Source organism: Imperialibacter sp., assembly GCF_040222385.1.
GTDB lineage: Bacteria > Bacteroidota > Bacteroidia > Cytophagales > Cyclobacteriaceae > Imperialibacter.
This window is the reverse complement of sequence record NZ_JAVKDF010000056.1, coordinates 1-21,748: the sequence shown is the minus strand read 5'-3', so window position 1 is coordinate 21,748 and position 21,748 is coordinate 1. Positions and strand designations below refer to the sequence as shown.

Annotated in this window: 17 protein-coding genes; 14 read left to right on the top strand and 3 right to left on the bottom strand. The window is 46.6% G+C overall.

Features of this window, described 5'->3' with window-relative positions:
* Positions 1 to 73 precede the first annotated feature (73 nt).
* The 5 genes from RIG68_RS25760 (at position 74) to RIG68_RS25740 (ending at position 3,992) form a co-directional block, all read left to right on the top strand.
* Entirely contained in the window at positions 74 to 652 is a 579-nt protein-coding gene (locus RIG68_RS25760; protein ID WP_350129265.1) for a DinB family protein, read from the top strand.
* Positions 653 to 716: 64 nt separating this feature from the next.
* The gene (locus tag RIG68_RS25755) at positions 717 to 1,148 is read left to right on the top strand and encodes a hypothetical protein (RefSeq protein ID WP_350129262.1); all 432 of its coding nucleotides are present in this window, start codon (positions 717 to 719) and stop codon (positions 1,146 to 1,148) included.
* Between the two features lie 86 nt (positions 1,149 to 1,234).
* Positions 1,235 to 1,405 (top strand): PLDc N-terminal domain-containing protein, encoded by a 171-nt coding sequence (locus RIG68_RS25750; RefSeq protein ID WP_350129260.1) that lies wholly within the window; start codon positions 1,235 to 1,237, stop codon positions 1,403 to 1,405.
* 151 nt (positions 1,406 to 1,556) lie between these two features.
* Positions 1,557 to 3,317 carry a TrkH family potassium uptake protein gene (locus tag RIG68_RS25745; RefSeq protein WP_350129257.1) on the top strand — a complete coding sequence of 587 codons (1,761 nt, stop codon included), beginning with the start codon at positions 1,557 to 1,559 and terminating at the stop codon, positions 3,315 to 3,317.
* Positions 3,318 to 3,323: 6 nt separating this feature from the next.
* Complete coding sequence (locus RIG68_RS25740; protein WP_151997448.1) at positions 3,324 to 3,992, top strand: potassium channel family protein; 669 nt, start codon at positions 3,324 to 3,326, stop codon at positions 3,990 to 3,992.
* A gap of 44 nt (positions 3,993 to 4,036) precedes the next feature.
* On the opposite strand, the gene RIG68_RS25735 is transcribed toward RIG68_RS25740, so the two are convergent.
* Entirely contained in the window at positions 4,037 to 4,675 is a 639-nt protein-coding gene (locus RIG68_RS25735) for an NAD(P)-dependent oxidoreductase (protein ID WP_350129254.1), read from the bottom strand.
* 306 nt (positions 4,676 to 4,981) lie between these two features.
* Positions 4,982 to 5,830, bottom strand: a complete 849-nt coding sequence (locus RIG68_RS25730) for a sugar phosphate isomerase/epimerase family protein (RefSeq protein ID WP_350129251.1) — start codon at positions 5,828 to 5,830, stop codon at positions 4,982 to 4,984.
* A gap of 126 nt (positions 5,831 to 5,956) precedes the next feature.
* Here RIG68_RS25730 and RIG68_RS25725 point away from each other — a divergent pair, with 126 nt between their 5' ends.
* The 9 genes from RIG68_RS25725 to RIG68_RS25685 all read left to right on the top strand — a co-directional run bounded on the left by RIG68_RS25725 (position 5,957) and on the right by RIG68_RS25685 (position 20,606).
* Complete coding sequence (locus RIG68_RS25725; RefSeq protein WP_350129248.1) at positions 5,957 to 7,810, top strand: sugar-binding protein; 1,854 nt, start codon at positions 5,957 to 5,959, stop codon at positions 7,808 to 7,810.
* A 350-nt stretch (positions 7,811 to 8,160) separates the two neighbouring features.
* The gene (locus RIG68_RS25720; protein ID WP_350129245.1) at positions 8,161 to 12,978 is read left to right on the top strand and encodes an MBG domain-containing protein; all 4,818 of its coding nucleotides are present in this window, start codon (positions 8,161 to 8,163) and stop codon (positions 12,976 to 12,978) included.
* Between the two features lie 136 nt (positions 12,979 to 13,114).
* A complete protein-coding gene (locus RIG68_RS25715; protein ID WP_350129242.1) occupies positions 13,115 to 13,978 on the top strand; it encodes an SIR2 family protein in 864 nt (287 codons plus the stop codon).
* Positions 13,979 to 14,126: 148 nt separating this feature from the next.
* Positions 14,127 to 14,807 (top strand): hypothetical protein, encoded by a 681-nt coding sequence (locus RIG68_RS25710; RefSeq protein ID WP_350129239.1) that lies wholly within the window; start codon positions 14,127 to 14,129, stop codon positions 14,805 to 14,807.
* Positions 14,808 to 14,882: 75 nt separating this feature from the next.
* A complete protein-coding gene (locus RIG68_RS25705) occupies positions 14,883 to 15,482 on the top strand; it encodes a hypothetical protein (RefSeq protein WP_350129236.1) in 600 nt (199 codons plus the stop codon).
* Positions 15,483 to 15,576: 94 nt separating this feature from the next.
* Positions 15,577 to 16,410, top strand: coding sequence for a carboxypeptidase-like regulatory domain-containing protein (locus tag RIG68_RS25700; protein ID WP_350129233.1), 834 nt, complete (start codon positions 15,577 to 15,579; stop codon positions 16,408 to 16,410).
* Positions 16,411 to 16,452: 42 nt separating this feature from the next.
* Positions 16,453 to 17,043 (top strand): hypothetical protein, encoded by a 591-nt coding sequence (locus RIG68_RS25695; protein WP_350129230.1) that lies wholly within the window; start codon positions 16,453 to 16,455, stop codon positions 17,041 to 17,043.
* A 61-nt stretch (positions 17,044 to 17,104) separates the two neighbouring features.
* A complete protein-coding gene (locus RIG68_RS25690; RefSeq protein WP_350129227.1) occupies positions 17,105 to 17,902 on the top strand; it encodes a penicillin-binding transpeptidase domain-containing protein in 798 nt (265 codons plus the stop codon).
* A 292-nt stretch (positions 17,903 to 18,194) separates the two neighbouring features.
* Positions 18,195 to 20,606 (top strand): TonB-dependent receptor, encoded by a 2,412-nt coding sequence (locus tag RIG68_RS25685; RefSeq protein ID WP_350129225.1) that lies wholly within the window; start codon positions 18,195 to 18,197, stop codon positions 20,604 to 20,606.
* A 53-nt stretch (positions 20,607 to 20,659) separates the two neighbouring features.
* Here RIG68_RS25685 and RIG68_RS25680 read toward each other — a convergent pair whose 3' ends face one another.
* The gene (locus RIG68_RS25680) at positions 20,660 to 21,535 is read right to left on the bottom strand and encodes a TorF family putative porin (protein WP_350129222.1); all 876 of its coding nucleotides are present in this window, start codon (positions 21,533 to 21,535) and stop codon (positions 20,660 to 20,662) included.
* Between the last annotated feature and the right edge of the window lie 213 nt (positions 21,536 to 21,748).

Below are 21,748 nucleotides of genomic sequence, written 5' to 3'. Positions count from 1 at the left end.
CCAGCGAACAGCAACGACCGCAGGGTGTACAATGTGACAATTAAGCCGTAAATTGGTTTTCAAATGAATCGTCATGAGTCAGAGCTTCCACAATGTCAATATTCAATCGCATCTTGATAAGATGGAGGAGTTGATTGCTGAGGTCAACAATGTATTCGGAGACCTGTCGGCGCAGCAGTTAGGCTGGAAGCCGGCGAAGAACCAGTGGAGCGTCAGAGAATGCCTTGACCATATCATGACGACGAACAAACAATACTATCCACAGTTTGACAAAATTGCTGATGGCAGGTACGAGCCCACTTTTTGGCAGAAAATGCCTGCTTTTTGGCACAGCTTCTGGGGCGGGCAACTGGTGGAGTACCTGGGGCCGGAGGTCAAGCGTAAATCGAAGTCGCCGGCGATATTCCGGCCAACCGCAGGCAGGCTTAGCCAGCATATTGTGAAAGACTTTACTGATAGCCTCAAGCTGTTGACTAGAAAAATGATAGCGATGGATCATGTAGATCATACTACCGTCATTATTACTTCGCCGGTGTCAAGGCTGGTGACCTACTCGCTGTACGACACGCTACAAATTGTGGTGGGCCATGCGGAGAGGCACGTAAATCAAGCCAAACGGGTTACCCAGCAGCCCCTTTTTCCTGCCAGATAATGTCTTCTGGTCTTGCATGATTTTCGCTCATTTGACTCATCGTTTTCAGGTAAAAAACCAAACCATGACAGATCTTATCAAAAAACTTAACTACAAAGCTCAGCAGGCGATAGGCATATTTGAGTCTCCGGATGAGTTCGCACCTCATATCAGGGACTTTGAGAAGCTGGGAACCGTTTATACCCAAATCAGCTCCGCCGACAACTTTGGCTTTGTGCTCGTGTTTGTAAAAACAGAACAGGCCATTACCGAACTGAGTCTGGAGCTGGCGCCAAAGCTGACAGACGACGCCCCGTTTTGGTTTGTATACCCTAAGAAGAGCTCCAAAAAGTACAAAGCTGAAATCCATCGTGACCATGGATGGGCATCGCTTGGAAAACTGGGCTTCGAAGGCGTGCGTATGGTAGCGGTGGACGACGACTGGTCGGCGCTGCGGTTCAGAAAAGCAGACAAAATCAAAACACTGAAAAGAGATCCTTCCTGGCGGCTGACCTGATGCACTCATTTAATTCTGACAGACAGTAAAGCAATATTGGTATTGAGAATATCTCTATCTTGTGGAGATAACCAACCAAAATTCAAATGAACAATCTACTTTATATCGTTGCCGTTCTTTGCGCTGTATGGGTCATTTATGACGTATGGGCGAACCGCAAGTCTATGAGTTCGGGCACAAAATTACTATGGACAATATGTGCGCTGCTATTTAGCATAGTTACCGCTATTATATACGCAGTGGTTGGTAGAAAGTGACCCAAAAAACGGGAAATCATTGCCTGGAAATTTCTCTTTTTCCTGGTTTGGCAAAAAGCTTAATTTTAATCTATATCTACTGCCGTTTTAAATGAACGATGCTTAGCTTTCTGGTAAAATATCATCCACCGAACGCAGAAGTACAAAAAATTTGAAACGGAAAGCACTCAATATCATCAACTGGTCTTCGCTGGGAGTAAGCAGTGTTGGCTTGTTTCTACTGATTATTGACGTTGGCTTCCCCTACAGCGGCGTCCTTGAAGTTTACCTTCATACCTTGCTTCCCGTTCTTGCTGGCATCTTGTTTGTGCTGATTACAGTTGCAAGCACTATCGCATGGATGCTCGATTCCAGTCGACTCCGGTCAAGACTGGTAGAGGCACTGCTGGCTATCTACATGCTGGCCTATGTAGTGTTTTCAATCAACCCGCACTTGTATCCTCAGTTGAGCTTTTTCACCCATAAGTTCACTGGCTACTGGGGCTGCTTTTTCATTTTTGTAATAGAGTTTTCAAGGCGCACAACATCCCTCTACAAGCTTTCGAAGAATCCAGCCAATCTCTTTATCTTCAGCTTTGCGCTCATTGTGTTGCTGGGCTGCGGACTGCTGATGCTGCCTAATGCCACTTATGAGGGTATTGGCTTTGTAGACGCTCTTTTTACATCAACAAGCGCTGTGTGCGTTACAGGCCTCATAGTAGTTGACACTGGTTCTTATTTCACTACGTTCGGTCAGGTTGTGATACTTGGCCTCATTCAGGTGGGTGGTATTGGCATTCTTACCTTCACCAGCTTTTTTGGCCTTTTTTTTAAAGGTGGATTTAGCATCCAGAACCAGTTATTTCTAAAAGATGTAACAAATACTAACCGGCTGGCGGAGGTAAGTGGCATCGTGAAAACAATTGTCGCTTTTACCCTTCTGGTTGAGTTGGCAGGAGGTATTGCCATATTCACGCAGCTCAACAAGGCAGTGCTGCCAGGTTTTGTCGACAGAGTACTCTTCGCCGGATTCCATTCCATATCGGCCTTCTGCAACGCAGGATTCTCTACGCTTGGTAATAGCCTGTACGATCTAAACTATCGCTTCAACTACTCTCTGCATTTAGTCATCGCTTTTCTCTTCATTTTCGGAGGGTTGGGCTTTCCCATCGTCTTCAATTTTGTGAACTATGTTAGGGAGTCAGCCCGCACAATAGTGGCCCGGCTGGTAAAACGGCGGATTGTGTATCGGCTACCCATCAGGATCAACCTGCACACAAGGATCGTACTTATTACAACGGCACTTCTCATAGTCCCCGGCACTTTGCTTTTCTACTTCTTCGAATACGACAATACGCTGGCCGAACACAACGAATTTGGCAAATGGGTGACCGCCTTTTTCGGTGCAGTCACGCCCCGAACTGCTGGTTTCAACACTGTCGACAATGCGGCATTGAAGCTTCATACCATCATGATCATATTGTTGCTCATGTGGATTGGAGCCTCGCCCGGCTCCACCGGCGGTGGCATAAAAACTACCACGATCTTCCTGGCCACCCTTAACTTTCTAAGCCTGGCCCGCAGCAAAGACAGGGTGGAGTTTGGCAAAAGAGAAATCTCCAACAAGTCGATCAGGAGAGCGTTTGCCATTATCTCACTTTCGTTGATATTTATCGGGCTGGCCACATTTATGATTACGATGTTTGATCCGGAACTACCATTTATTCAGGTGGCGTTTGAATGCTTTTCGGCTTACAGCACCGTGGGGCTAAGCATGGGAATTACATCGAGTCTTAGTACCGGCAGCAGGCTAGTGATTATTCTTATCATGTTTATTGGTCGGGTGGGTGCGCTTACCCTGCTTGTAGGCATGCTACGAAGAGTGCAAACATTGAGGTATCGTTATCCAAACGAGGAATTGTTTATAAATTAAGTTTGTATGAAATATATCGTTTTTGGTCTCGGAAATTTTGGCAGCAGCCTGTCCACCACGCTCACCGCCATGGGGCATGAAGTGATTGGGGTGGATAAAAAAATGGACAAGGTGGAACTGCATAAGGATGACATTACGCATACCATTTGCCTCGACTCTACTGATATTCAAGCAGTAAGCTCCCTTCCTCTGGAAGATGCGGATGCGGTTATTGTTGCCATAGGTGAAGACGAAGGTGCCTCTATCATGACCACAGCCCTGCTGAAACAACTCCATGCTAAACGAATTATCGGCAGAGCGGTGAGCGAACTACACACTACAGTGATGCAGGCCATGGGCGTGCATGAAATCAGTCGGCCAGAGCAAACCTCCGCCATCAGGCTGGCGAAAAGGCTTAACTTTAAAGGCGTAGTTGATTCATTCGAACTGTCGGACAAGCACAATATCATTGAACTGAAGTGCCCTGAGAAATATGTAGGAAAAACACTACTGGAGTCAGAGTTTAGAAAGAAGTACAACATAACAGTGTTGACCACTATTAAGCCAGTGGAAGGGAAAGAAGATGGTAAGATTTCCGGTGTAGCCACTGCGGAGACTGTTCTGGAAGAAGGAGATACGCTGGTTATTTTCGGAGCACTCGACGACTTGAAAGATATGCTGGATGACAGTGAATAAAAGTGTAAAACGATGCGGATCAATACAGACCCGCATCTTTTCAATCAATTACTGGCTATAAAAGGTGCTTGCCCCACAAAAGCATCGTCAGTCAGTTGATCGGCCACAAAATGAGCCAGGTCTGTAGCACTGATCCCGTCGCCGGGGCAATCCTCCAAGCATACGTTGACTCCCCTCCTTTCGTCGGTAAGCTCAATCATGGGCAGCCTCACCAGCGTCCAATCAACGGCGCTTTTTGTAAGGAATTCGTATTCCACCTGCTTGTCCGCTGTGGTTTTGGGGTAGTTAGCTCTCATCCACTCAGTGGCCATTGCCACTTTTTCGTTCTTCTTGTCGAAAGGAGTGTCCACGTTGAGCCCGGTAAGGACGACATACCGCCGGATGCCATAAGTTGTCATTGCCGCTACAATATGCTTTGAAGCCTCGCTGAAAATTGAATCCTCCCCTTTTGGCTGGCCAACTGCACTGATGATGGCCTGGCATCCGTTCAACAACGACCGGATAGCTTCCACATCTCGTGCATCGCCTTTCAGTAACTCGATTTTCGGATCTTCAATTTGAAGGTTTTCAGGAAACCTAAGCAGAAGTTTGAGGTGGTATCCACGGCTGAGCAGCTCTTTTACAAGGTACCTGCCTGCCTTACCTGTGCCGCCAATGACGGCTATTTTTGAAATGTTATTCATTGCACTCTTGATTAAAATAAGACAATAGTTTGTTCATGGCAGCCGCTGGTTAGCAGCCACCGTCGGGAGCAGAAATAGCTTCCGCTGAGATAATGTCAATATTTTATCAGGAGATTTTAATGGGTTGAAGGTAATGGATTTTGGGCAATTATGCAGCTTGGAAATAATCAGCCTGGAATAAATTCCAAGCTGATCAAAAAAACCGTGCCGATGGCACTAGTTAAATAATGCGAGGTTAGTTCATGTAGATAGGTAGTTCGGTAGTTTTCAAATCCTCGATTCCTCAAATAGTCAAATACTCTCTTCCTACTTCCACACCTCTTTGACCTTCGCTTCCAAATATTTCAATGTGGCGGGTGCTTCTTTTGGAAAGTCGTCCCAGCGGGCTTCGATGACAATACTTCCCTTATAGTCAATTTGCTTCAGCTCTTGCAGGTACGGAACTACTTCGTCGCCCAGCGTACCTGGCGGGTCTCTGTCTGCCTTTTCAGCGATATCGCAGTGGAAAGTAATGCCTTTTCCCAGTGCTATCATCGACGGAGGATCACCATCCATCAGCATATGATAAATGTCCACGCAAGCCATCAGATTTGGCTCATCTACCCGCTTCACCACATTCACCACCTCATCAAAGCCGTTAAGAAAGTTGGCCTCGGTCTTGTTGAGGTTTTCTACCGTGATCAGGATATTGTATTTCTGTGCCTGCACGGCCACCTTCTTTGCAATAGCCACAAACTGATCTACCGCCTTTTGATAATCCCAGCCGTCAGGCAATCGCCGGGAGCCACCGCTTCCCCACACCACCAGATTGACATCAATCTGCCTACAACGCTGAAAAACCACATCGGTATACGCCAGTATCGCCTCCTCATTTACATCGGGGCCGATCACCTTCAAATTGCCCGGCAAAAAGTAGTTCACCGCAAACAGGCTTGTCTTTAGTTTTTTGATCGTCGCTGCATTCTCAGCGAACTGCTCATCTGACACGTTTTGAGGGCTGATAATTTTGTCCACCTTTTCCACAAAGAACTTGTAGCCGGAGGCCCGCATGAGGGCATCGTCTTCCATGTCCCATGCCACGGCAACAGCAGGCTTTTGTGCAGAAACAAAAAAGGAGGTACAGAAAAGCAGAAGAACGAAGAGTATAGTTTTCATAGCGAATAGTTATGCCCGTTATTTCATTGCTTCCTTTGGCAGGAAACGTTAACTTAAACTTAACTATTTATTTGAAATACCTCTCCAGTGAGAGGCGTAACTTCACCTTAACCAAATCTATCTACTATGAATTATCTTTCAGTCGCTGTTGTCGGCTTTCTGGTGCTTGCTACAGCTTGCTCAGCTCCTGTTGAAAAAGCCAGCATCAAAATTGAACCCATTGAGGGCCCCGCCCCTTACACCAGTCTTGACCTGAACAACGACGCCTCCACATTCCAATTCGCCATTGTCACGGATCGTACCGGAGGCCACCGGGGCAATGTGTTTGAGGTAGGCCTGAGCAAGCTCAACCTGCTACAGCCTGAGTTTGTGATGAGTGTGGGCGACTTTATAGAAGGTTATACTGAAGACGATGCCAGACTAGACGCCGAGTGGACAGAGTTCAATGGCTTTATCGATTCGCTTACTATGCCGTTCTTTTATGTGCCCGGCAATCACGACATCACCAACAAGGTGATGTACGACAAATACAAAACCATCTTTGGCAAGGACTACTACCACTTTGTGTACAAAGATGTGCTTTTCCTTTGTCTTAATTCTGAAGACAACTACCGGGGAGCAGGGAAAGGCACCATTGGTGATGAGCAATATGAATGGATCGAAAAAACGCTGGCTGCCAATGCGGAAGTGAAATGGACGCTGCTTTTCATGCACCAACCGCTATGGAACCAGGAGCCCGAAACAACCCTTCGCTGGCCTGATGTGGAGAAGCTGCTGGCACCGAGAAAACATACGGTGTATGTGGGGCACCATCACAGCTATGTGAAATACGAGAGAAACAACGGCAAATACTTTATTCTCGCTACCACAGGAGGGAGCAGCAGACTCCGGGGCCCACGCTTTGGAGAGTTTGACCATGTGGTTTGGATCACCATGACAGATAATGGCCCTATTATGGCCAACCTGGCGCTGTCGGGCATTTGGGACGAAAACGTGGTTACCGAACAATCGTCTGACTATTTCCGTCCCCTCTTCAATGGGCAGCCTGTTCGCATTGCGCCAATGTTCACAGATGGGGCCACCTTCTCTACCGGAAACACAGAAATCCGCCTGACCAACGACAGCGACGCCCCCATGGAGGTAAGCTTTGAGTTGGCAGCCAACAAAGACATCACGTCCAGCATTATCCGTCAGAACCTGACTATTGCTCCCAACTCCGTGGAGATGCTTCCTCTGAAGCTAAGCGGCAAGGGGGCCTCAATTGGCACGCTGGAGCCAATAGAGCTGAGAGGCACAGTCACTTTTCACGGTGAGGGCATGGCAGACGTCACGATGGATGTAACACAAAATGCCCGTCCGGCCAAAAAGGAATACATTTCAAAGGGCACCAGCAAGACAATAGATGGCAAACTTGACGACTGGGCGGCCCTCCCATACTCAGAAACCGAGATGTACACCGAAGCCAATCCCTTCTCTCACAAAGGTGGCAAGGCTGACGGCTCGGTTCGGTTCGGAATCAGCTACGACGACCAGTTCCTTTACATTGGCGCCGAGGTAACAGACGATGAACTGCTGGCAGTGGCCTCCTCAAGGCCTTACAACCAGGATGCCTTTCAGGTAATTATCGATGGTCGCTCGGAAAACACCAGCTCTTTCGGGACGAGCCTCTCGGGTGTGCTGTACATAGGAATGAGTCCTTATGTGGATGGCGCTGGCAACACCACGCCGTTCACCAGTGGCAACAAGCCGGAAGGTTTGAAAGGTATTACAGTCAAAACTGACAAAGGCTATGCAACTGAGCTGGCCATCCCGCTAAGCTACCTCAGCGACCAACAGAGTGGCGACTGGAAAACCGTCCGGATCAACGTGGGCGTGAACGACTTTGACAACGATTACAGTCACCGCACCAACCTGTGGTGGCAACCCGACTGGCGTGGTGCTGCCAACTACCCCGGTTCGGGTACCTTTTTCAGAAAATAACACGGGTAATATCAGTACGAGAAAAGAGCCTGCGGAAACGTGGGCTTTTTTTTCTCGTAACACAATTCGCACGTGAGAACTGAGAAAGCATTTTCCAAGTAGTACTCATCCAGAAAATGTATTTGGCAGCCATTTATTAACAATCGTTGTCGGTCAAGAGCAAGATGGATACGATATGAGTACTCTTTCAGAAAGAAATAGTTGAAAAATATACAGGCAAAATAGTTAGATTTGACTCTAATCTTGAGGATCAGAAGAGCCCTCTGGCATTCTATTAACAATTTCAACTAGTGTATTTATTCAAACGAATTCTGAAAAAAAATTTATGCGGCCGTAAAGGTCTTATTTTATTGCTAGCTGGATCGTTTATATTGCACAACCACGGCATTTCTCAAGACCTTATCGAGAAATATCGGAACAAAGTATACGGCAGTGTGTACGCCATTGAAATAGACGAACCTAATGACCTCATCTATTTAGGAGGAAATTTTACCCGAGCAGGCAATCTGGCATCTTATGGAGCTGAACTTGATCCTACTTCTGGTCAAGTACCATCGGGGTTTCCACAGCCAAATGGCACTGTGTATGCTTCCATATCGGACGCAGAGGGCGGCTACTACATTGGAGGTAGCTTCACAAACGTTGGCGGGCTTGAACGCAGAAACCTTGCCTACATTAGTCACAATGGACAGGTTACATCATTTGCGGAAAACTTAACGATCTCAGACCCCATTTACTCGTTGGCTCTGGGGGATGGCAAGCTCTATATTGGAGGCTCCTTTATTGCGGTAAAGGATAACTATGTTGGCTCCCGGGCTGCAAGTCTCGATGCGTCGACTGGAAACCCTAACTTTACCTTTCCGAAAGTAAACGGGCAAGTTTTAACTGTTGCTTCTGATAATGATGGAGGATGGTATATAGGTGGTGAGTTTACTTTTGTTGGGGAAAAACCAAGGAACAACATCGCTCACATCACCGCCGACGGCAACGTGTCAGATTGGAATCCCAATGCCAATAGTGCGGTGTTTAGTCTGATTATGTATGGCTCTACTGTTTATGCAGGTGGTTACTTTACTACTATTGGGAGCCAATTTCGGAACTACATTGCGGCCATAGATGGTAGCGACGGACTTGCAACTGCTTGGAACCCGAATGCGAATGATGAAGTACATTCCCTTGCAACGGATGGCACTAACGTATATGCTGGTGGTAGGTTCACGACGTTGCAGGGGCAATCGAGGAATTATATCGGTGCAATAAATATTGGTAGCGGGCTTGTCACCGGGTGGGATCCAAATGCCAATAATTTTGTAAACTGTCTGGCGACTGATGGCTCCACCATATATGTGGGAGGCTATTTTTCTACTATTGGAGGGAAATCCAGAGCTAAAATTGCCGCACTGAATGCAAGTGATGGACTGGCGAACAGTTGGAACCCTAGCGCAAACAGTTCGGTGTGGAGTTTGGCTATAAGTGGAACAAAAGTGTATGTAGGTGGCGCTTTCACCTTTATTGGAGGAGCGAGCAGAAACCGGTTGGCAGCACTGAATGTTGGCGGCATCAACAACGGCTTGTCGACAAGTTGGAATCCTGACCCCAACGGCTCAGTAAACGCTCTATGTCTGTCAGGCACAACCCTGTACGTCGGAGGCAATTTCACAACTATTGGTGGACAGTCGAGACACTATGCGGCGGCAGTTAGCACAAACGATGGTCTAGTGAATAGCTGGAATCCCATTATGAATAATTCAGTGCATTGTTTGGCGGCAGACGAAACGAATGTGTTTGCAGGAGGGACATTTACAAGTGTAGGGGGTGAATTGAGGAACCATCTGGCAGCCATCGACTTAGATAACGGCCTTGAAACAAGCTGGAATCCGAATGCGGACGGCACCGTCTATACTTTAGCTTTGGATGGAACCAAGGTCTACGCTGGAGGAAGTTTCACCAATATTGGCGGTCAGTCAAGAAATCGGATAGCGGCGCTGAACACTGCCAACGGGTTAGCTACATCCTGGAATCCAAATGCTAGTGCAACGGTATACAGTTTGGCATTGGGGGGAACTATTGTTTATGCGGGTGGGAGTTTTACTAGTATTGGTGGCCAATCCAGAAACTACATTACGGCTTTGAATGCTGGCAATGGCTTGGCCACGGCTTGGAATCCCAACGCAAATTCATCGGTCAAGACTATCGCAATAAGTGGGTCAACAGTTTACACAGGGGGAGATTTCACCAGTATTGGAGGTCAATTCAGGAATCGTATTGCTGCGCTAAGCACCAGCAATGGACTGGCTACCGCCTGGAACCCCGATGCAAATGCAACAGTAAGAAGTCTAGCAATCGATGGTACATTGGTTTATGCCGGGGGAGATTTCACAAATATTGGAGCCGAACCACGAAATTATATTGCAGCTCTGAATGCAAGCGATGGACTGGCTGTAGCGTGGAACCCCAATGCAAATGCGTCAGTAAGTTGCTTGGCTATTGGGGATGCTGGAGTATATGTAGGAGGCGGCTTTCAAGCCATTGGCGGGCAATCACGAAATCACATTGCTGCGCTAACTATTAGCGATGGGCAGCTAACAGATTGGAACCCAAATGCAAACAGCATAGTGTTCGCTCTTGCCTTAGAAGGTACAAGCTTGTACGCAGGCGGAGGCTTCACTAATATCGGAGGGCTACCAAGAAACAGAATTGCGGAAATAGATGTCAACAGCGGCCAAGCTTTAGCATGGAATCCTGATTGCAATGGCACGGTATCTATGCTATTGACTGATGGTACAACCATGTACACAGGTGGCTCTTTTTCAAGCATTGGAGGGCAGCTACGAAGCAATATCGCTGCATTAAGTTTGGCAACTGGCCAAGCAACTTCCTGGAACCCGAACAGTAATAACTTCGTCCAGAACATGGTGATTGAGGGCACCACCGCTTATGTAGGTGGTGGTTTTACAAACATTGGAGGGCAATCACGAAGATGTTTAGCGGCCATCGGTTTGAGCGACGGGCTAGCTACAAGCTGGAATCCTGGTCCGAATGGAGCAGTTTATAGTCTAAAACAAAACGGGCCTATTTTGTATATTGGGGGCACATTTACAACAATATCCAACCAGCCGAGAAACTATATCGCTGCCCTGAACCTCAGCGACGGTGTGGCAACTAATTGGGATCCAGATGCAAATAGTGGTGTTTATAGTTTGGCCTTACAAGGAACAAGTATTTATGCAGGAGGTACATTTACCGAGATCGGTGGCCAAGACAGAAATAAAATAGCGGAGCTAAAACTAAGTGATGGCTTTGCTTCAACATGGAACCCAGGAATAAGTGATATTGTTAGAACTATCGCAATAAGTGGAACAACAGTCTTCGCAGGTGGTTCTTTCAGTTCGGCATTTAATCAGCCTAGTTGGGGGCTGGCAGGGATTGTTTCCGCAGCGACTGCACCAGACTTTTCTTTAACCACAATTTCTCCCAAAACTTATGGAGATGCAGCCTTCACATTATCGGCCAACTCCACCAACTCTTCGGGGGCAATTGCCTTTACCTCTTCGGATGCAGGGATTCTAGATGTTTCAGGAAATAATGCCACAATCCATGCCGCCGGGGAAGTAACCATTACGGCCCGCCTTGAAGCTACAGAAACCTTTGCGGCTGCCTCACTTTCTCAAGGGCTATCTATAGCAAAGGCTACACTTTCAGCTTCAGCCCCCGACCAAAGCCGTGAGTATGGAGAGCCCAACCCTGCCTTATCTGTCGAGGTTACTGGGTTTGTTAATGGAGAAGATGTCAATGTGCTGGCTGCTCCTCCAGCTGCCACTACAGAAGCCAGTACTGCCAGCAACGTTGGCACCTACCCCATCACCGTGACTGCTGGAAGCGATGATAATTACGATATCAACACGTCTGATGGAACTTTGACCATAACCCAGGCTAACCTGACTGCAACTGCTGTCGACAAAATGAAAACCTACGGAGAGGAAAATCCAACACTGGAGGTAGTTTACTCAGGGTTTAAGAATGAGGATGACGAAACAGTATTAACAACAGCACCTTCCCCATCAACAACCGCCACAAGCGCAAGTGCAGCAGGCGAATACCTAATCTCACTCTCCAACGGAAGTGACGACAATTACACCATCTCCAACGTGTCGGGTACCTTGACGGTCAATAAGGCCACACTCTCAGCTTCAGCCCCTGACCAAAGTCGTGAGTATGGAGAGGCTAACCCAGACTTTGCCGTCGAGGTTACCGGGTTTGTAAATGGAGAAGATGTCAGTGTGCTGTCTGCCGCTCCAACTGCCACCACACAGGCCAATACTGGTAGCAACGTGGGCTTCTACCCCATCACCGTGACTGCCGAAAGCAATGATAATTACGATATCAATATTTCATCAGGAACTTTGACCATAACCCAGGCTAACCTGACTGCAACTGCTGTCGACAAGGAAAAGACCTATGGAGAAGAAAACCCAATACTGGAGGTACTTTACTCAGGGTTTAAGAACGAAGATGACTGGTTAGTTATTGACGCTCTGCCTTCTGTCAACACCGAGGCGACAACAATTTCGGATGCAGGGGAGTATATATTAACGCCTGCTGGCGGCGAAGATACCAACTATGACTTCGACTACATGTCGGGAAAATTGACAATTGAAAAAGCCGTTCAAGAAATTGCCTTTGCGCCGCTACCAATTGGTCTCACTACATTCACAAATAGCCTGGAACTACAAGCGACGACAACCTCCGGGTTGCCACCCACCTATTCTTCTAATAATGAGAACGTTGCTATTATAGAAGAGAATACAGTCTTTATCAAGTCTTCCGGTCAGTCTACCATTACCGCCAGCCAATCCGGAGATATTAACTATCATCCTGCGGAACCTGTCGACCAATTGTTGGTGATTGCCGCCGTTTTAGGAATACCAGCGGTTCCAACGAATGAAATAACGCTATACCCTAACCCTGTTGAGCATGAACTTTATCTCCTTGAAAAAATAAATCAACCGGGAAGAATGAGACTGACTGACCTAAATGGAAAAGTACTAATTGACCGATATTTTCAAAGTCTTGATAGGATTGAAATTCGTCATCTCGAAATTGGAGTTTATCTGTTGTTTATTGAAACTGACAGTACCAACCTTATGACGAAATTTTTAAAGAAATAGTGACCATTTAAAATAAGTGGATACTCATAGCCCTTTTGAGCTATGAGAATATCTAGTGACAACTGAAAAACAACGGTAATCTGTTTGACCTTTTTTACGATGCTATCTATCAAAAAAAAGCATAGCCCAACCTCCCATGAACGCCATTGCATCCATCAGAAGCAAATACAATAACGCCGCTTTCCTTATAGGCAACGGCCCCAACCTGCGGAGCGGTATTATGCCATCCTGGAAGGATTTACTGAAAGCAGCTTCACCAAAACCTATTCCCTTCGCCCTGACAGGACTGACTAATACAGAGATATATGACCTGATCGAGTTGTACGCAAACGACCCTGTCAAAGTGAAAAATAGAGTGAAAGCTGAGTTGCAATTGACAAACAGTGATGACCTGCGTGTCCATAAAAAAATCATGGAATTTGCCAGGTCAACAAACACACCAGTGCTGACAACGAACTTTGATACGGCTTTCGAAGAGTCTGTAGGGGCAAGGCCATTTCACATTGATTCCGATGGATTTACCCGATTCTACCCCTGGAAAACCTACTACGGCTTCGAACAAATGACTACTCCTACTCACGGCTTTGGTATTTGGAAGATTCATGGCGACATAAACTATCGGGATAGCATCAGGCTGGGACTCGGCGACTACATGGGGAGTGTGCAGCGAGCTAGAAGCCTCATCACAAAAGGACGACGCAGGCTTTATAAAGAAACACTTCTGTCGAAATCGTGGCAAGGCGAGCAGACCTGGCTCCATATCTGGTTCCACAGCCCACTCATCATTTTTGGCTTTGGCTACGAACCCGACGAGGTGTTTCTCAGGTGGCTGCTAATTGAAAGGAAAAGGCATTCCATCAAACTCAGATATGCCATGGATGTTTGGTATGTAACGAAAGGTGCACCCAGCCCCTCAGTGAAAAACTTAATGGAAAACCTTGATGTGAAGATTCATTTGGTGGAAGACTATTCGGATATCTACGACGGCCTTTCTGATTGATGTTCTTTGATTTATCGCAAGTATTCTCGTTCCAAATTTGCCGAATTACTACCGGATATTTCCTCCAATTAATTTAAAGCGACCATTACGCAATATAAAGGGTAAAAATATGTTCTATTTCCACAACAAATAAATCAACAACCACGTCATGAACAAATCGCTCAGCCTCACTATCTTTCTTTCACTTCTGTCCCTGATTTCTTTTACCTCACACGCCCAGTTCTCAAAGGGAACAAAGCAGGTTGGAGGAAATTTGAAGCTCTATCGAACAGTGGTGAACAACGAGTATACGACACCTGTTAGCTTCGTTCAACAGTCTGTCAACGAAAACAGCGAGATTAAAATACTTCCGAGGGCGGGATTTTTTATATATGACAATTTCAGCGTCGGCGTTTCAGTGGGCTTCGTAAACAACCACACCCGCACCAAATCCTCGGCACCCCAATTTAATATTGACCAGAGAACGGCATTAAATCTCGCAGCAACACAGGTTTTTGGCAGGTATCATGTAAATATTACTGACCACTTGATTTTGTTTGGGGAGGGCTTTGCCAATTTAAACTTTGGAAAAGGGAAAACGACGGTTGTGGGGAATGAATATGAGGAAAAAGTCCTTGGGTTCGGTGTTGGTGTGAAACCTGGCATTATCCTCATGATTAGCGAAAAAATAGGGCTAGAAACTTCCATTGGCCTTCTGGGCTATCAACAAGAAACGAGAAAGCCTATTGATCGCCCCGAATTGCCTATTGGAAACACTAATACTCAACGGGACTACGGTCTATCCCTTTCTCTTGCAACCCTCGACTTTGGTATGCAGTATTACTTCTAAGCATATACAATGGCAACTTTTTGGGAAAGCCAGAAAACTTTCTAGTTTCGAAGCCATAAAATAGCATTGCCGCTTATGAAAAAGATGCTTGTCGCTGGCTTTGTCATTTTCTTTGCCGGGTTCTTCATCAAATTCTTTCACATTCATTACAATGCCGTGGTCATGCTGGCAGGTCTTTTTATATTGCTTGCCGCTAGCCTGATTGCCATTATCAAAAAAGAAAACAATGTGAACGGATGGGCCAACCTTGCCTCCGCTTTCTGGCTGGCCATGCTGCTGTTTACAATTAAGTTCTACCCGTTTGTATCGGTCGTACTGGCCCTGGCAGTTGTTTTCACTTTAGTTGCCGTTCTCACAACTGCAAAAAGAAAAGCATGGAAGACATTGACGTTCCCGGCAATGTGTTTAGCGCTCGCCCTTACCTTCCACTTAATGCCTGCCGATAGTAAGTACCACCTCATGAATATCCGCTGGAGTTATGAAATCGATACAGACTTCGCCACATGGGACAAATACGCATGGTTTCTTTACCAAAATGGTAAACACGATGAAGCCCTGAATGCTTCAGCTAAGGCACTGCAACTAGCCACGGAAGCAGGTGAAGCAGAATGGGCTAACTTCATTGCCGACCACAAGAGCAGGATTGAGCAAGGGAGCTGGACGACGTTTCGCTGAAAGCCATGCTGCGGCGGCCTTCTGTTGATTATCACAAGTCGCTCTACACTTTTCAAAAGTAATCTGCGATATTTGTAGCCTTAAACCTGCTTAAATGTTGTACAAATTGCGCTTGTTTCTCGCTGTCATGGTACTGGGTGCGCCCCTTCAACTCATTTCCCAAAATCAGATTTGGGGCACGGTGGTGAGTGCCGAGAATGGCCTACCAATTCCCTACGTTAACTTAGGTGTGGCGGAAAAGAACATAGGAACTGTATCAGACGAGAAAGGGGAATTTTCTTTTGATATCGGGCAGATTGCTCCAAGTGATTCTGTTATCTTTTCAATTGTTGGATACAAAAGAAAGGCTGTAACATTGCGTGAGCTGTTGGCAAACGTCTCGCCGCAAAAAATAGAACTCAGGGAGCATGTGATTAAGCTGGCAGAGGTTGTAATCGAAGTCGATCCATCCAACAGCAAAGTATTGGGAGTTCAGCGGGTTTCCGGTAAAAAATTTGGCTTTGTCGGAGGCATTGGTGCCGGAGCGGAAATATCTCGTAAAATGAGGATATCCCAACCGTCTGTACTGAATACGGCGTCAATATACGTTAAGAATAAAAAGGATCAATCGTTCAAGCTTCGGCTGAATGTATACACTGCTGATCCCAAAGAAGGGTCACCGGGACGGTCATTACTTAGCCAGTCAATCATTTTAGAATCTGACCTGCAAGAGGGTTGGCTGAGCTACGATTTCAAGGAGCCTGTTGTGGTCAACCATGCATTCTACATTTCCTATGAATGGGTCGAGTCCAATCTTCAGAATCCGATGATCGCTCTCAGGGGCAACAACCTTGACGAAAGAGTGCGGGTGAGACCAGTGAGCATGGGGAAGTGGATAATGGGAGGAAACTACGATTTTGCTATTCGCTGCGAGGTAATGAATGACTGAGCAAGCCAACATGACAATTCCACCTCCCCTCACCTCACGCCCATGATGAAGAAAACGATAGGACTTTCCCTTCTGGTGGTTCTTTGCGAGTATGCTATTTACGTGTGGTCGGGCGGTGTATCACCCGAGCCAGGCATCTACTTCCAGCTTGCAGCACGGTATTCTGCCAGGGTTTCATTTTTGCTTTTTGCAGGTATCCTTTGCTGGACGGGCATCAGAGGGCTGAAGCACATTTATGCAGAAGAGCAGCGTCGGCAATTGTTCGTCAGTTTACTTTTTCTACTGGCCCTCAACCATCTCATCCATTTCTACTTCCTCGCTATGAACTTTGAGACAAGGGGCATGGAGCTCCGTGAGTTTAAAAATTTACCAGGTGCCGTTGCCTACATTGTGTTGACGCTCTCCCCTTTCTTTCTGTGGAACAAAAAAGAGCTAACAAGAAGCCGCTACCAAATTATCATCTCAGGCTTTGCGCTGGTTACAGCCTTGTTTATTGGTACGTATGTCAAAAGATCTTTGCAAGATTTGGAGATTCCTATCTCAAACTACCTTATTGTTGGTAATCTGGCCATACTGACTTCGCTGGTGATCATCAACATCTTCAGAATACGCTCCGAAAAAAATCTCAAATAGTTCACGGCATATACCCACCAATTTCAGGAAAATAGAGTCATTCCGACAAAATTCTTTAAAAATGAAAATCACCTTTTTGGCAAGCGCTGTCCTTCTATTTCACAGCCTGTCAGCGCAAGAGTCTCTTACAAAGCCTTTTAAGGATTGTAATATCGACGGCAGTACCACCCTCTTCGATTACAACGCCAAAAAATGGATTTCCAGCGACGTCAACGACAGCCATGTAGCTACTTTGCCGGCCTCCACTTTCAAAATCATCAACACGCTGATAGCGCTGGAAACAGGTGTCGCAAAAGATGAAAACCATTTGGTAAAATGGCCCGGAACCACCGACACGGTGAAATATGGCTACCGGCCCGACATTTACCACGACATGAGTATGAAAGAGGCCTTTCGGCTTTCTGCCGGATGGGCCTATGTGGAAATGGCAAAAGAAATTGGCAAGGAACGCTACGAGCACTTTCTGAAAGCCAACCGCTATGGCAATGCCGATGTTTCCATCAACGACCCCGATTTCTGGAACTTTGGTTCGTTTGCCATTTCGCCAGCCAACCAAATAGAAATCCTCATTGGAGTGTACGAAGAGACTCTGCCATTCTCCAAACGCTCTTTTACCATCCTGAAAGAGATGATGATAGAAGAGCAAAACGAAGGCTACACCTTACGGGCCAAAACCGGCTGGACACGTGACGGCGGAAAAGATACCGGCTGGTGGGTTGGGTACATTGAAAAGGAAGACAATGTCTATTTCTTTGCCACCCGGCTGATCAAAGACAGGAAAACTGTTAATCCCAATTTCGGAAGTTGCAGAAAGACGATTACGAAGCAAATTTTGACTCAGCTAAAAATGTTGCCTTAGTTAAAGTTCAATTTGTGAGGTTATGGGTTGGTTACTCTACTGACTCTCCTATAATTATTTTTCATCTCCCACGACTAGCCTTTTGTGGCCACCTGAGCTTCCTGCCGGAACTCATACCCTTTTGTTTCTTCTAACTCCTTGCGAACACAAAAGAAGTCTTCAAAGTTTATTCAGAATTCAGCAGCTACCTTGCATCAGTAAATATTCTAAATACTAGAAACAAGTAAGAACTGCCAGAAAACGTCTTTGGTATAGGGCGATATGTAGTAGAAAGAAACCGTTCTGAAGTAAAATGAATCACATAAGAAAGCTTATTCTCAGTATCCTATACCTGGTGCCTTTGGCAATATCAGCCCAAAACAGCGCCATCACAATATCAGGATCGATAAAAGACAACAAGTCACAATCGGCACTGGCTTATGTTAGCGTCGTGTTGAAAACTGAGGCAGATAGTGCGTTTGTTTCAGGCACCATCACCAACGACGAAGGGTTATTTGTTCTCACGGGGGTGAAACCAGGAAAGTATGTATTGGAAGCCTCTTATGTTGGTTACAAGCCCGTAAAGCAACCGCTCTTTGTAGGTAGCCTGAGTAAGTTTTTGGAGGTGGCGCCCATCATTTTGGATGAAGATATAGAAACATTGAACGAGGTGGTTGTCACTGGTCAGCAAGATGCGGTAAGTGAATCGCTCGACAAAAAGACCTTCGCCGTGGCCGACAACGTTAGCCAGGCGGGTGGCTCGGTGCTCCAGGCCATGCAAAACCTACCCGGGGTGACTGTACAAGATGGTAAGGTGCTCTTGCGGGGCAATGATCGGGTGGCAGTGCTCATCGATGGCAAGCAAACTGCCCTGACAGGCTTTGGCTCTCAATCGGGACTGGATAACCTGCCGGCATCGGCCATCGAGAAAATTGAAATCATCAACAACCCTTCCTCCAAATACGACGCCAACGGCAATGCAGGCATTATCAACATCATCTACAAAAAAGACAAGCAGGAAGGCTTCAACGGAAAAGTCGGACTTTCATCAGGCCTGGGGGCACTTTGGGTCAAAAACGAAAACCTGCCCACCATCCGGCCGCAATACCAGGCAACGCCCAAAATCAATCCATCGCTATCTCTTAACTACAAAAAGAACAAGGTCAACACCTTTCTGCAGGCAGATAACTTATATACCCATACGCTCAATAAAAACGAGTTTGTCACCAGAACCTACGACGATGGGACAGTGATCTATAATCAGACGAAGCGAAACAGAGATACGAACCTTTTCTCAGGCAAAACCGGTATGGACTGGAGTATCGACGATGCCAACAGCCTCACTGTCTCTGGCTTTTTCAGCAGTGAAAAAATTCTTGATCGTGGCGATGAGCCCTTTTTCGAAGGAGACCTCAGCAACCGTTACAGACTATGGCAGTTCCTGGAGGATGAGCTAAAAACAACCGTGATGGCTACTGCTGCCTATCAGCACAAATACAAGCAGCCAGGTCGCTTGCTCAATATTGGTTTCAACTACACCTACCACCGGGAAAATGAGCAGTACTTCTTCGACAATATTCTGCCGGAGTCAACTGGAAGGGATGCCTTCAAGCTCATCTCCGACGAACATGTGGCCGATTTCAACCTCGACTATGTGCAGCCATTGCAATACGGCCGCTTTGAAACAGGCCTTAAGTTTCGCAGGCGAACCATCCCAACCAACATGCAGTTCTTTCCGGGACTCAACTCCCCTATCGACTCAGCTGCAGGTGGTTGGGCCAATTACGGGGAGCTAATTCCCGCAGTGTATGGTAACTACGTCTTCGAAAACGAAAAGTATGAAGTGGAAGCGGGTGTACGGATGGAGTATGTGAAGATTGACTACAAGGTGAATCCCGATCACCCCACATACAAAACCAGCGGGTACAATTATACTCAGCCCTTTCCCAACGTGCGTTTGGCCTACAAGCTTAACGACAACAACAAACTGTCGGTCTTTTACAACCGTCGTGTTGACAGGCCCAACGAGGTCGACATCAGGATCTTTCCCAAGTATGACGATGCAGAGATCATCAAAGTGGGTAACCCGGGGCTTCGGCCTCAGTTCACCACAAATTATGAGCTGGGCCATAAGGGCAGCTGGAACACGGCCTATTTGTACTCATCCGTTTACCATAAGCAAATGGACGCCACTATCACCCGCATCGGAAGCATTGTGCCTGGTAGCGTACTTATCTACAAGATCTTTCAAAATGCCGGCAAAAGCTACAATATGGGTTTTGAAGTGCTGCTTTCTCAAAACCTGGACAAATGGGCCACTATCAACTTGAGTGTGAATGGCTACCAGAACATCATCGAGGCCTTTACGGTAACCAACCTTTATCCTGAAGTGAACGTGTTCACGGCTGCCCGGCAGGAAATCCTTTCAGGAAACGTAAAGCTGAACAGCGTCTTTCACCTGGCAAAGCAAGTGGATATTCAGCTAAGCGGCACTTACCTCGCCCCTGACATCATCCCCCAGGGAACCATTGGCACCCGCTTTTCGCTGGATCTGGGTGTAAAGAAATCAATGCAGAAAGGAAGAGGTGAGCTTTACGCCAACGCCACTGACTTGCTCAACACCATGAGAGTGAAGCGGGAGATTCAGGGCGATGGCTTTAGTTATGTCGCCACTGACTACTACGAAACGCAAGTGGTGAGAATGGGGTATAGTTATAAGTTTTAAGCTGCTTCGATAGCAGAGGAAAAGCGCACATTAACTCGTTTTTGGATTGATGCTCAAAAACTAACCCTGCCCCCTGAAGACCAGTAAAACCCTGTATGAAGCTCTTCGATGTAAGTGCCCGCATCGCTTGTAACTGTGGAAGGGTTGACAGGGAACGCCCATGTAGCCTGGCCAAACAAACGCAAGTTGCCAAGCCGGTAAGTGATCCGCATGGCCGCTTCATAATCCAGTATCTTGAACCTGTTTGACTCAAGAACAGAGACAGCTGTGGCAGACCCCTGCCCCGATGCTCCGCCACCATTCCCTTTGGCTGCACCCTTGCCTGTTTGTGAGCTTCTATAAGTGTAGTACTCGCTGTAATACTGTTGCGTTCCGGCATTGATCATAACCAGGGGAGTCAGTCGCAAGCGGCTTTGTAGCATGTAGAAAGTACGGTTGATCTCTGTGCCAAAAAACACATCGGTATTATCTGAAAAGCCCAGGTTTGCATCGGCGTGTAACACGAATGCAGAGAAATCGTAGGCGGCATAGGCACTCAGATAAGTTTTCATTTCCGACTGAACCGTGTAGCTAAGGTCGCTGAAAAAGTATTCAGAAAGAGAGACGCCCGCCAGGAAGTTTGTACCATAGTAATCGTATCCTCCAGAAAGAGTGAACAGATCGATTCTACCCTGATCACTGGCTGTAAGATATGATAATGCCCCACTTGCAAAAAAGCCGGAACGATGTGTGTACTCAACAGAGGCAGAAAGGTAAGGCGCTTTGACAGAGTCAGAACGACCCATATACAAATAGTCGCTGGTGTATTTGATACCTATCTGCACCTCTGATCTACCTGGTATGGAGTCGGTTTGCGCAGCTACACTCTCTGACAGTAGTTGAGTTGCCAAAAGGAGTATCGGAAGAAGATATTCAGGCAAGGTTTTCATAAACAGCGGCATTTTGACCCCCTATAAGAAAGAACCGGTATGATCGACACTCATGCCAACCATACCGGTTTGGCAGGTTATGTTCAGTTAAGTGTGTCATTTTTTAAAAGTTGGGTTCAAGTCTTTCGGGATATGTCATAGTTAGTATACTTATCACCTTGGTCCATGATACCGGTCTGGACCATTTCTTTTGAACCTTTGAACTGACTAAAT